This is a genomic window from Blautia luti, assembly GCF_013304735.1.
Lineage (GTDB): Bacteria > Bacillota > Clostridia > Lachnospirales > Lachnospiraceae > Blautia_A.
Window position 1 is genome coordinate 42,584 of record NZ_JAAITI010000018.1, and the last position, 12,715, is coordinate 55,298.

Annotated in this window: 13 protein-coding genes; 3 read left to right on the forward strand and 10 right to left on the reverse strand. The window is 46.3% G+C overall.

From position 1 onward, the window contains the following. The first annotated feature begins 17 nt into the window (after positions 1-17). Positions 18-644 (forward strand): stage V sporulation protein AA, encoded by a 627-nt coding sequence (locus G5B06_RS10980; RefSeq protein WP_173762667.1) that lies wholly within the window; start codon positions 18-20, stop codon positions 642-644. Between the two features lie 129 nt (positions 645-773). Here the strand turns inward: G5B06_RS10980 and G5B06_RS10985 are convergent, their stop codons facing one another. After that, entirely contained in the window at positions 774-2,756 is a 1,983-nt protein-coding gene (locus tag G5B06_RS10985; RefSeq protein ID WP_173762668.1) for a sodium-translocating pyrophosphatase, read from the reverse strand. Positions 2,757-2,951: 195 nt separating this feature from the next. Further along, a complete protein-coding gene (locus tag G5B06_RS10990) occupies positions 2,952-3,875 on the reverse strand; it encodes a 4Fe-4S binding protein (protein WP_173762669.1) in 924 nt (307 codons plus the stop codon). 237 nt (positions 3,876-4,112) lie between these two features. Between G5B06_RS10990 and G5B06_RS10995 the strand changes: the two genes are divergently transcribed. After that, on the forward strand, positions 4,113-5,030 hold the full coding sequence (locus G5B06_RS10995) for a LysR family transcriptional regulator (protein WP_173762670.1): 918 nt from the start codon (positions 4,113-4,115) through the stop codon (positions 5,028-5,030). 137 nt (positions 5,031-5,167) lie between these two features. Here G5B06_RS10995 and G5B06_RS11000 read toward each other — a convergent pair whose 3' ends face one another. Next, complete coding sequence (locus tag G5B06_RS11000; RefSeq protein WP_173772040.1) at positions 5,168-6,466, reverse strand: dicarboxylate/amino acid:cation symporter; 1,299 nt, start codon at positions 6,464-6,466, stop codon at positions 5,168-5,170. Position 6,467: 1 nt separating this feature from the next. Further along, complete coding sequence (gene rfbD / locus G5B06_RS11005) at positions 6,468-7,319, reverse strand: dTDP-4-dehydrorhamnose reductase (RefSeq protein ID WP_173762672.1); 852 nt, start codon at positions 7,317-7,319, stop codon at positions 6,468-6,470. Between the two features lie 395 nt (positions 7,320-7,714). On the opposite strand from rfbD, the gene G5B06_RS11010 reads away from it, so the two are divergent. Next, the gene (locus G5B06_RS11010) at positions 7,715-8,212 is read left to right on the forward strand and encodes a QueT transporter family protein (protein WP_173762673.1); all 498 of its coding nucleotides are present in this window, start codon (positions 7,715-7,717) and stop codon (positions 8,210-8,212) included. A 62-nt stretch (positions 8,213-8,274) separates the two neighbouring features. Here G5B06_RS11010 and G5B06_RS11015 read toward each other — a convergent pair whose 3' ends face one another. From G5B06_RS11015 to G5B06_RS11040, 6 genes are all read right to left on the reverse strand, one after another. Further along, positions 8,275-8,997, reverse strand: a complete 723-nt coding sequence (locus tag G5B06_RS11015; protein ID WP_148447512.1) for a SigF/SigG family RNA polymerase sporulation sigma factor — start codon at positions 8,995-8,997, stop codon at positions 8,275-8,277. Between the two features lie 2 nt (positions 8,998-8,999). Next, positions 9,000-9,425 carry an anti-sigma F factor gene (gene spoIIAB, locus G5B06_RS11020; RefSeq protein WP_148447514.1) on the reverse strand — a complete coding sequence of 142 codons (426 nt, stop codon included), beginning with the start codon at positions 9,423-9,425 and terminating at the stop codon, positions 9,000-9,002. Further along, entirely contained in the window at positions 9,409-9,768 is a 360-nt protein-coding gene (locus G5B06_RS11025) for an anti-sigma factor antagonist (RefSeq protein WP_148447516.1), read from the reverse strand. Before G5B06_RS11025 ends, spoIIAB begins: the two co-directional genes overlap by 17 nt. 105 nt (positions 9,769-9,873) lie before the next feature. Then, positions 9,874-11,217, reverse strand: coding sequence for a hypothetical protein (locus tag G5B06_RS11030; protein ID WP_148448934.1), 1,344 nt, complete (start codon positions 11,215-11,217; stop codon positions 9,874-9,876). 10 nt (positions 11,218-11,227) lie between these two features. Continuing rightward, entirely contained in the window at positions 11,228-11,380 is a 153-nt protein-coding gene (locus tag G5B06_RS11035) for a hypothetical protein (RefSeq protein ID WP_021977044.1), read from the reverse strand. Beyond that, positions 11,377-12,675, reverse strand: a complete 1,299-nt coding sequence (locus G5B06_RS11040; RefSeq protein ID WP_173772042.1) for a bifunctional folylpolyglutamate synthase/dihydrofolate synthase — start codon at positions 12,673-12,675, stop codon at positions 11,377-11,379. The genes G5B06_RS11035 and G5B06_RS11040 overlap by 4 nt, the downstream gene beginning before the upstream one ends. Between the last annotated feature and the right edge of the window lie 40 nt (positions 12,676-12,715).

The window sequence follows — 12,715 nt, forward strand, 5'->3', positions numbered from 1 at the left end:
GGAAAGGAGTTTTTCTCATGAGTGATACTCTTTATCTTCAGCTGGACCAGAACATCGAAGTCACAAATCCCCATGTATACCTTCAGGACATTGCCGCCCTTTCCATGAGCAATCCCAAAATCCTCAACCGGCTCCGGGTCATGCCGGTAATAGTTCTGGACGGAACAAAGCCCGGACGCTATGTCATGTCCGTGTCAGATCTTCTGAAAAAGATCCAGAAGCTGGAACCCTCTGTTGATATTTCTCCCATCGGAGAAACGGATTTCATCATCACCTACCGCATCAGTTCCGCCACCGGAAAGCTTCTCCGGTATGTAAAAATCTTCTTTGTATGCCTGGTTTCCTTTTTCGGCGCCGCTTTTTCTATTATGACTTTTAACAATGACGTGGATCTTGGGAGCCTTTTTGACCAGTTTTACACCCTTGTCATGGGAAAAAGCTCCGACGGTTTTACCATTCTGGAGCTATCCTACTCTGTCGGGATCGGCCTTGGTGTACTGCTCTTTTTTAATCATTTCGGACATCTGAAACTGAGCGATGATCCCACACCCATGCAGGTACAGATGCGTACCTATGAAGATGATGTAAACCAGACACTGATCGAACAGGCAGAACGGACCGAAAATCCGGAAAAAGAAGCATGAGCCTTAATCCAGGATTCAACGACCTATCCGTACAGATCAGCCGCTTGTCGCACAAAAAAGCTCCTTACAGATTTCTCTGCAAAGAGCTTTTTTATATAATATGGGTTTACTGTTTTTCTGAAATAATGATTACAGAAGTCCTCCGATGGATAAGAACAGAGGAGCAAATACCAGTGACACGATGGTCATAAGTTTGATCAGGATGTTGATGGACGGACCTGATGTATCTTTGAACGGGTCGCCGACTGTATCGCCGACAACGGCTGCTTTGTGCGCCTCGCTGCCTTTTCCGCCATGATGTCCTGTCTCGATGTATTTCTTAGCATTATCCCATGCACCACCTGCGTTGGACATGAAGATTGCCATCAGTACACCTGTTACAAGAGCACCGGAAAGAAGTCCACCAAGAGCCTCAACACCAAGAACAACACCTACGATAACCGGAACAACGACTGCCATGATTCCAGGAAGCATCATCTCGTGAAGAGCTGCTGTTGTGGAGATTGCAACGCATGATTTGTAATCCGGTTTCTCGGTACCTTTCATGATACCTGGTTTCTCACGGAACTGGCGTCTTACTTCCTCGATCATCTTGTAAGCAGCCTTGGAAACGGATTCCATTGTGAAGGCTGAGAAGAGGAATGTAAGCATACCACCGATAAAGATACCGATTGTAACACGAGGAGCAAGGATATTGATTGCATCCATGCCTACTGCATTTGCGTAAGATACGAACAGTGCAAGTGCTGTAAGAGCTGCGGAACCGATCGCGAAGCCTTTACCCATAGCTGCTGTTGTGTTACCTACAGAATCAAGCTTATCTGTGATCTCACGAACTGACTCATCCAGACCTGACATTTCTGCAATACCACCGGCATTGTCAGCGATGGGTCCATACGCGTCAACGGCAACTGTGATTCCTGTTGTGGAAAGCATACCAACTGCTGCAAGAGCGATTCCGTATAATCCATCCACACCGTATGCTACAAAAATACCAACACAGATCAGCAGGATCGGGAATGCTGTAGATTTCATACCTACTGCGATACCACTGATGATAGTTGTAGCTGCACCTGTCTCAGACTGCTCGCCGATTCCCTGAACCGGTTTATAATCTGCAGATGTGTAATACTCTGTAATGTTTCCGATGATGACACCGACAACAAGACCTGCGATCACAGCAATGGCTGCCTTCATGTCTCCGAAGAGAATCTTGCTGAGGATCAAGGACACGATGATAACAAGTGCTGCAGATACATAGCTTCCTCTTGTGAGGGCTTTCTGCGGATTGGAATTATCATCACCTTTTACAAAGAATGTTGCAATGATGGATGCGATCAGTCCACAGCCTGCAATAGCCAGCGGATAGAGAACACCGGAAACTGCTCCGGCTACCGCACCAAGTGTAAGGGCAGATACCAGAGATCCTACATAGGACTCAAAAAGGTCTGCACCCATACCGGCAACATCACCTACGTTATCACCTACGTTATCCGCGATAACAGCCGGGTTACGAGGGTCATCCTCCGGGATTCCAGCCTCAACCTTACCTACAAGGTCAGCTCCTACGTCAGCTGCCTTTGTATAGATTCCACCACCAACACGTGCAAACAGTGCGATGGAAGAAGCACCAAGGCTGAATCCAGAAAGTACGTCAACGTTCTTTGTGATGATATACACAACGCTGACACCAAGTGCACCAAGACCTGCAACACACATACCCATAACAGCACCGCCGGAGAATGCAATGGAAAGAGCCTTGTTCATTCCTCCCTCTTTTGCTGCATTTGCTGTTCTTACATTAGCCTTTGTTGCAACGGTCATACCGCAGTATCCTGCGATTGTTGAAAACAGAGCACCTACTACGAAGCAGATTGCTGTTACCCAGCTTCCAACTCCGATTCCGATCAGTACAAAAAGTACGGCTACAAAAATAACCAGGATCTTGTACTCTGCTGTTAAGAAGGCGCGGGCACCTTCTGCGATCGCACCTGCGATCTCCTTCATTCTGTCTGTTCCTGCATCCTGCTTGCTGACCTTCGCTGCAAGGTATGCTGCGAACAGAAGTGCCAGTACTGCTGCCACCGGCACCAAATACATGTAGTTTTCCACTCTTTTTACCTCCGTTCATGTATTGTTAATACTTTATCACATTATTTTGCATATTTCAAATAGAATTTTCACTTAGTTTTTTGTTAATATTGTGATATAATAAAAATTTATATAAATGAAATAAAATTTTTTTATATTATTGCTCGCATTTTTTCAGTTTCAGACAGCTTATATAATAGGAAGTTTTTTATATCTCTATTTGGACAAAATTTCCATTTTTCTTTCCAGAAGATTTTTTTCCAATAATTGTTTTTCTGCATTTTCGAATCCAATTCGTTCTATAGTCTCGGCAAAACGTTCTCCCTTTAATCCCCGGTCCTTAAAAAGCAGGATTGCCTTCTCAATAACATCAAGCGCCTCTTCCTCTGACGTAAAGATCCGGTTCAGGGCCTTTCCATGAGAAATTTTCTTTCCCCAGCGTCCACCGATATAGATCTTGAATCCGTAGGTACCGTCCGGAATGGAGTGGAACGGGCATTTTCCCACACATCTTCCGCAGTGTCTGCAAAGCTCCTCATCGATGTGCAGCTTCCCGTCAACGACCTTCGCAACTTTATTCGGACATGCAGCTTCGATGGCACATTTTTTGCAGCCCTTGCAGGCCTCGCTGTCAAAGTGTGGAATTCTCTGTCCGATGATTCCCACATCGTTCAGATTTGGCTTCACACAGTTGTTTGGGCAGCCGCCTACTGCGATCTTAAATTTATGAGGCAGTGCAACCTGGCGATAACCCTTATAGAATCTCTCAAAAATCTTCTCGGAGATCCCATAGGAATCCAGAAGTCCATACTGACAGGTGGTTCCCTTGCAGGATACTACCGGTCGGACCTTTGCTCCTGTTCCTCCTGTCTCCAGACCTTCCTTCGCAATAAATTCCTGAAACTCTTCGATCTTTTCGTAGGGGATTCCCTGGATCTCCACGGAAAGCCTGGTCGTGTAGGTAAGATTTCCGTTGCCGAATTTCTCTGCTGCTTCCGCCATACATCTGTGCTGTGCCGCTGTCACCTTTCCGTTTACAGTGATCACCCGTGCAGAAAATTCATCCGTCCCCCTGTTATTTAAAAATCCCTGACCTTTCAGTCTTTTTTCTTCGTCTTTGCTTACCGTTAATGCTGACATATTTCCTCCTCCTGATCCTGCTGGCATTTCGTTACTCTTCCCCCGGTACCTATGCCATGTATCCTGTGATTGTGATTCTGAAATTACTGTTCACTCCGTGACCGGCAACATTCTGAAATCGTTTTCACGCACTTCCTACTATACCACTTGAAGATATATTTGAAAAATGATATTATTTTATGAAAACGATAGGTTTTTCCTATATATATCGAATCGTAAGTAAAAGGAGAATCCCACATGACTATCCGCCATCTCACTGTTTTTGTCGCCGTTGCAGAACAGGGCTCCATGAGTGCCGCTGCCAAACATCTTTATATTTCCCAGCCAACGGTCAGCCAGGCCATCCGGGAACTGGAAAACCATTACAATGGTCTTCTCTTTGAACGCCTCGGAAAAAAACTTTATCTCACAGACCGTGGAAAACTGCTTCTTCCACATGCCCGGGAAATGATCCGGCAGTTTCAGCAGCTGGAGGAACTGATGCAGAATCAGGGGCAGTCTTCCACCCTGAAGCTTGGTTCCACCCTCACGGTTGGAACCTGCCTGACACCGTCCATTATCCTGGATCTGCAGAAAAAATTTCCGGATCTGGATGTTTACTCTTTTGTCACCAACACCAAGAACATCGAGCAGAAACTTCTCCGCTCAGAACTGGACGCTGCTGTGGTAGAAGGTGAGATCCACTCTCCGGATCTTATCGTTCTTCCCATCATCGACGACTGCCTGGTCCTTGCCGCCGGAAAAAAACATCCCTTTTACCGCAGAGGCCGCATCCATGTCCAGGAACTGAATGACCAGAAATTTGCGGTCCGTGAATATGGCAGCGGTACCAGGCAGCTTTTTGAGGATTATACCCTTCGCCATGGCCTTAAGATCCGGACTGCCTGGGAAGCCAACAGTCCCCAGGCTCTGATGAACGCAGTGCTGTATAACCAGATGCTCTCCGTCATGTCCATCCGCCTGATGCATCAGGAGATCCGCCACCGTTCAGTCCGGGTCTTCTACAACGAAGCCGGGGAATGGAACCGAAAATTCAAACTGGTCTATCACAAGAACAAATTTCTCACCTCTGCCATTTTTGAGTTGGAAAAGATTCTCCATACCTACCAGCATCTGGAACTGCCGTCGGTTATGGGGGTTCTGGAACAGGAATAGGCATCCCGCAGGATGCCTACTCTATATTTAATTTCGATGAAAAAACGGCCGTACATACCGCTCTAATGTGATATGTACAGCCGTTTTTCATTTTTATATTATCCGCGACAGGAGCGGATCTCTTCCTGAACCGGATGCTAATTGGATTCGTTAAATACTTTTTTATCCAGCGCACCGTTCTGATGTGCAACGATGGTTGTGCAGACTGCATCACCGGTAATGTTAACCGCTGTTCTGGTCATATCCAGGATACGGTCAATACCCATGATCAGACCAATGGCCTCAACCGGAAGACCTACAGAGTTAAATACCATAGTCAGGGTAACAAGACCAACACTTGGTACACCGGCAGTTCCTACGGAAGCAAGGGTTGCAGTTCCGATAACTGTCACATAATCCATCGGACTTAAGTGGATACCAAAAGCCTGTGCCGCAAATACTACGGCAACACCCTGCATGATAGAGGTACCGTCCATGTTGATGGTAGCTCCAAGAGGAATGGTGAATGAAGAAATCTTCTTGGAAACACCTACTTTCTTGGACAGGGTATCAATGGACATCGGGATCGTGGCATTGGATGTAGCTGTTGAGAACGCAAATGCCATAACCGGGAAAAATTTCTTGATGAATTTTATCGGATTCAGTCCTGTGAAGACCTTCAGCAGAATCTGGTATACGCCGAAGCACTGGATCGCCAGTGCAAGGAGAACACCGATCATATATTTTGCCAGCGGGATAAATGCACTGAAACCGATGTTTGCAAAGGTTCTGCTGATAAGGCAGAATACACCGATCGGTGCAAGTGCCATGATCATCATGGTCATCTCCATCATGATATCATTGAACTGGCTGAAAAAGTTCGCTACTGTCTCTGCGCGCTCTCCCATTTTCGCAAGGATCACACCCACGATCAGGGCAAATACGATAACCTGAAGCATGGTTCCGCTTGCCAGAGAATTGATGGGATTGTCCGGGATGATGTTCAGGATAGTATCTGTAAGAGATGTAGCCTCCATAGTCTCCAAAGAGGAAGCGGAGGACTGAATAGAGCTCATATCCAGTCCCACACCCGGATTGATCAGATTACCTACAGTCAGGGCAACAGAAACAGCCAGAGCTGTAGTCGCCAGATAAAATACCAGTGTTCTCACACCTACGGTTCCAAGCTTCTTGGTATCACCGATGGACATACTTCCGCAGACAAGGGAACAGAATACCAGCGGTACAACCAGCATTTTCATCAGACGGATAAATCCCTGTCCGATTACATAAAGGATTCCTTCCACGATCACATCTTTCTTGAAGCTGCTGTCCGGAACCAGGTAACAGAGAATGATTCCCAGTATCGCACCTGCGATCAGCGCCACAAAGATCTTCGTGGTAAGACCCATTTTCTTTTTCTGCTGTGTTTTCTCTTTTATATTTTTCTCTTTCATCCTAGTCCTCCGTTCTTTCATCCATATATTCTTTCAGTGATGCTTTCCAGTCCGGCATGTCATACACTTCAATGATACGGAGGATAAAATTATCAAGGACTGCATAAGGCGGTCTGACAGAAGAAAGATCTGACTGCTCTGTCGGCACGGATCTCAGTTCGATCTCCTTTCCTGCAAGGCGAAGGATCTCTGTTGCAAACTCATAACGGTTGCATACACCGCTGCAGGTTACGTGATAAGTTCCATATTCGTTGGTATCGATAAGATACAGGATCATTCTTGCCAGATCTTTGGCACTGGTCGGTGATCCGAACTGGTCAGAAGCAACAGAAAGCGCCTGGCCTTTTTCCGCTGTCTCCAGCACACGGTTTACAAAATTGTTTCCGCCTTTTCCATATACCCAGTTACTTCGGATAATGAAATGTTTGTGTGTGAACTCTTTTACATAGTTCTCCCCTGCTCTCTTGGAACGGCCGTAAACAGTCAGCGGATTGGTATCGTCAAACTCTGTATACGGTTTTTTGCTCTTTCCGTCGAAAACATCATCTGTGGAAAGCTGTACGATCTTTGCGCCGCATTTTCTTGCCACGATACTTAAGTTCCTTGCTCCCAGTGCATTGACACGGTATGCATGTTCCGGATTCTTCTCACACTCATCGGTATCTGTGATACCGGTGCAGTTGATGATCACATCCGGACGGTTAATGGAACCGAAGTTGATCACTTCATCTGTGTCTGTGATATCCAGCTCATCAAGGTCTGTGTTCAGAGTCTCGATCTGCATTGGATCCAGAACATCATTCAGTGCCCGTCCGATCTGTCCGTTGGCACCTACGATCCATACTTTTAACATCTTTCTACCTCCCTGGTATAATGTGTGTGATACATAAATAAAGAGACATTGATTTAGATCAAAACCAATGCCCCTTTAACCTATATACTGAAATATATTTTATCAATATCACAAAAAGCTGTCAAGAAAAAAGCCCCTGTTTCCATAAGGTTCCTGTTTCCTTTGCTTCTGTCTGGTCCTGCTTCAGAGCCAGGGGCTGTCCACACAGGCCAGAGTCATCAAATAGTCAGGATCGTACCTTGCATTTCCACGCCTCGTATGCTATACTCAGTTTCGCTGCAAAAGCCCGAAAAAACCAAGGTCGTACAGGGCTTACAAGGCGGTCACCGCCTATAAATGTGCCGAGTGTTCGTGACCTTCCACTCGTAAAACAAAACTAAAGGAGAATAAAAAATATGAAAAACAAAGGTACTCATTTTCTGGTACAGGGAGCTGCCATTGCAGCTGTATATGTTGTCCTGACACTGGTATTCGCACCACTTAGCTTCGGTGAAGTTCAGATCCGGTTTTCCGAGGCGCTGACTGTGCTTCCGTTCTTCACACCGGCTGCCATCCCGGGACTATTCGTGGGATGTATCATCGCCAATCTTCTTGGCGGTGCGATTCCGGTTGATATCATTTTCGGAAGCATTGCCACACTCATCGGTGCATTCTTTACCTACAAGCTTCGCAATACAGGCAGATGGACAGCCCCGATCCCGCCGATCGTTTCCAACATTGTGATCGTTCCTCTTGTGCTTCGTTACGGATACGGCATCAATCTTCCTATCCCGTTTATGATGCTCACAGTAGGAGCCGGCGAATTTATCTCAGCCGGTGTGATCGGTATGATCCTTCTTGGAGCACTTTCCAAATACAAAAATGTACTTTTTCATAAAAAAGCAGCAGTCTGATCGAACCTGCTGCCCACAAAAGGGAGCCATGAGAAAACAGCAGCATTTCTCATGGCTCCCTTTTATTTTTTCTCTACGGATTCCTGCAGACTGCGCAGGATCCTCTTTTCCATTCTGGATACCTGTACCTGGGATACGCCAAGCTCATGGGCGATCTCCGTCTGGGTCATATCCTGAAAATATCGCATATAAATGAGTTTCCGTTCCTTTGCTTCCAGTGACCCCAGCATTTCTTCCAGAAAAATCCGGTTCAACGCTTTTTCCTGCAGGTTTTCTTTTTCCGGGAGCTTGTCCATCAGAGAAATCTCCGTTCCCTCACCCTGATAGATCGTTTTGTGAAGAGATTCCACCTCTGCACCGGATTCCATAGTCATTACCAGTTCTTCTATGGAAATTCCCATTTCCGCTGCCATTTCCCCCGTCGTAGGTTCCCGCTCCAGCCGGCGCGTCAGTGCTTCTCTCACCTGATAGATCCGGTAGTGATTTTCCTTCAGAGAACGGCTTACCTTCAGTATCCCGTCGTCCCTGAGATAACGTTTGATCTCTCCGATGATCATGGGAACTGCATAGGTGGAAAATTTCACATCATAGGACATGTCAAACTTATCCACAGCTTTCAGAAGTCCGATGCTGCCGATCTGGAATAGATCCTCCATCTCCACCCCACGTCCCAAAAAACGCTTTGCCACACTGTATATCAGCCCTGTATTTTCCTCAAACAAAAGATCTCTTGCCGCTTTATCCCCCTGGTGTGCACGCCCGATGAGGGCAAGAGTACGATCCATAGTTACCTCCTGATGATCTTTTTCATGTGCACAGTTGTTCCACGTCCCACTTCTGATTCCACCAGAACTTCATCCATAAATGCCTCCATGAAGGTAAATCCCATACCGGAACGGTCCTTGTCCGGTTTTGTGGTAAACATGGGTTCCATGGCTTTTTGGATATCCGCAATTCCCACTCCATGATCAATCACATCCACAGTAAGCTCCTGCCCGCTCAGCCGGCAATCTACCTGAATCTTATGTACCTCTCCTTCATACCCGTGGATGATGCAGTTTGTCACAGCTTCCGATACTGCAGTCTTCAGATCCGAAACTTCCTCCAGCGTAGGATTCAGCTGCGTACAGAATGAAGCCACTGCCACTCTGGCCAGTGCTTCATTTGTCGGCCTGCTGTCAAAGATGATTGTCATTTCATTTGTGTTTTCCATGATATACACCCTCCTGTTCTTCTGCTGCTTCCTGTGTTTTGCAGATATCAATATATCTGCCGACTCCGGAAAGACGCAAAAGCTTTGCAATATGACTGTTTACATTCATTACCTGCACACATTTCCCTCTCATTCCCAATGCCCGGTACCGTCCCATAAGAAGGCCAATGCCGGAACTGTCCATAAAAACAGTCTCTGAGAAGTCAAAAATCATATTTTTTATATATTCATGTCCAATAATACGGTCTGATTCTCTTCGAATCTCATCGGAAACCGGATGATCCAGTTCTGTCGGAAGATGTACCGTGAGAACTGTCCCCGACCTTTCAAACCCTGCTGCCATTTTATTCTTCCCCCTTTTTTCGATTTTTATACCTTTTCTTGCAAACACAAAAAGGGGAATGTACCGAAGCACATTCCCCTTCTCCGAGGTTTTTCCCTGTATGTTTTATTCTGTATATCCATCATTGTAGGATGAGTCATCGTATCCGCTTTCATCGTAACTGCTGTACTCATCACTGTAATCTCCGGAATCATCATAATTTCCGGAATCCCCCTGTGCACTCTGTGTGGAATCCGCACCCTCTGCGTTATCTGTACTTCCGGTGCTGTCTGTAGAACTGTCACCGGTACTGTCCGTACTGTCAGAAGACGAAATTCCGCTCACTCCGGTTCTCTCGCATATGGTGTTGTAAACACCCTTTGCTGAATCAGACAGCGTATCCACATACACATTCTGAATCTGAAGCGCTGCTGTATCCAGGTCTTCCTGCTGCATAGCTGTATAAGCGGAAAACAGTGCCTCATAACTCTGACTTCTCTTCTTCTCTTCTTCCACCTGCTTGGAAACCGCATCGGCCGTATCATTAGACTCGGCAGCTTCCCCCTGCGCCTTGGTAAGCTCTACACTCTGGCTGGAAAGGGAATCGCTGTACTGGATGATCTGCTGGTTTGCCTCACGGTAAATATCCTGCTTCACAGCTGGCAGTACCAGAAGCCAGAATGCCGCCGCACCTGCCGCAAATCCCAGAACCATGGTAAAAAACAGCGATACTCTGGACCGTTCTTTATAAGAAGACGGCCTTACAACAATCTCACCGGAAATGTTATCATTCTCTGCTTTCTCATTGCCGAAAAGACCTTTCCGTTTTTTTTCTATTTTTGTGGTAACACCGGTCTGCTCATCTACCTCCCGCAGGAAACGTAAGGTAGTTGTATTGGTTTTATCAATTCTGGCCGCTTTTTTCAGCGTTCTTCTCGCCTTGTTCCACTCCTGATTCTTCATCTGAATCAATGCGAGAAGATGATAGCCCTTAATCAGCTTAGGATTCTGGGAAAGAATCTTTTTCAGGCGGATAGCCGCCATATCCTCATGCCCTTCTCTGCACATGGCAAGCGCGTTGTTGTATTTTTTTATGCTCTCATTGATTGTATCCAGTTTATTCTGATTTGCCTGAAGCTTGGCAATATATTCTGAAGCCAGATTTCGGTTCTTCTGAATATTCTTGCTGATAACCCATTCACTCAGTGCCGCAACCACCTCACCGGTCTCAAAATACACCAGGCCAAGAAGGTTTCTCGCACGGATATTTCGTTTATCATAGGCAAGGCTCTGCTTCAGACAGCTGATCGCCCCGGACAGATCTCGGATACTTGCTTTTTCCAGGCCCTGATTATAATAAAGCTTGGAAAGGTAATCCACTTTCTTCTGGATCAACACATTGGCTCCGCAGTGCGGACAGTAATCCAGGTCTGTATCTGTCAGGAACGCTCCACAGTTTATGCAGTTCATTCATGTCTCCTTATCTTACACGTCTGTTGCTCTTGACCTCCCGCAGCATCTCCTGAAGCACATCCATGATATCTGTGATCTCACGGTCATAGATTGCACCTTCTACATCTGCCACATCCAGACATGGTTCAAATTTCTTCAGTTCCTCTTCATAATCGATCATAATTTTTTCCTCCTGATCACAGCCTTGATTTCCCCGACCAGATAAAGGGAGCCCACACAGAACAGCATGCCATCTTCGCCTTTTTCCTTAACTGCCTGTTCAAACGCTGTCGGAACATCCTCCACTGCTTCTACTTCCGGTACTCCGTCTTTACGGAAGATTTCTGCAAGCTCTTCCACCGGAACTTTACGGTATCCTCCTACCTGTGTGACAATCACATGGCGGAAACGGATACGTGTACAGATCGTACGGATCATATCTGTATAATCTTTGTCGTCCACTGCGGAAAACAGCAGGGTCAGCGGAAATTCCTTCTGGAAATGTTCCGCAGTCTCCACAAACTTCTCCACGCCGTCTTCATTATGTGCACCATCCACGATCACACCTGGGAGAACGGTCTCCATTCTGCCCTGCCAACGTGTCTTGGCCATACCGGCTTTCAGAGCTTCCAGTGATACCGGAATCTGATTTTCCAGAACCTGAATGGTTTTTACCGCAAGGGCCGCATTCATAACCTGATAACGTGCGATAAAAGGAATATCAAATACGGTATCTCCATAAGCCTCATCTTTCAGAGAAAACTTAATTCCATCTTTTGTAATTTCATGGATCCTGGTATCTTCCCGCTTCAGCTCATAATAAGGACATCCTAAGGTTTCTGCATGCTCACGCATCACGCGCGCCGCATCCGGATCATTTCCATCGTAGATCACCGGAACGCCCGGCACCATGATCCCCGCCTTCTCTCCCGCGATCTCGGAAACGGTATTTCCAAGGTACTGCATATGGTCGAGGCTTATGGAAGTGATCACACAGGCCGCCGGATTCTCCACTGCTGTGGTAGCATCCAGACGTCCGCCAAGTCCTGTCTCCAGTGTTACATAATCTACACCGGCTTCTGCAAAGATCACCATTCCCATCAGAAGAAGTGTCTCAAAATAGGTCGGATGATAACTTCCTTCCGCAACCAGCTCATCGGAAAGTGTCTTTACTTTCTCAAAGGCACGAAGGAAGGTATCGTCATCAATCACTTCCTCATTGATCTGAAATCGCTCATTGATCTCCACCAGATGGGGAGATGTAAAAAGTCCACAGGAATATCCTGCTTCCCGAAGGACCGATGTGATAAACGCACAGGTACTTCCCTTTCCGTTTGTTCCTGCTACATGGATCACACGGAATTTCTTCTGTGGATCTCCAAGTCTTCTTAAACATTCTCTGGTATGGTCCAGACTGTTCTTGGTTGTAAATCTTGGTATGTCTTCAATATACGCAACTGCTTCTTCGTAATTCATAAAAAAAACCATCACTTATCTATAATGTATTCGTAAGGAA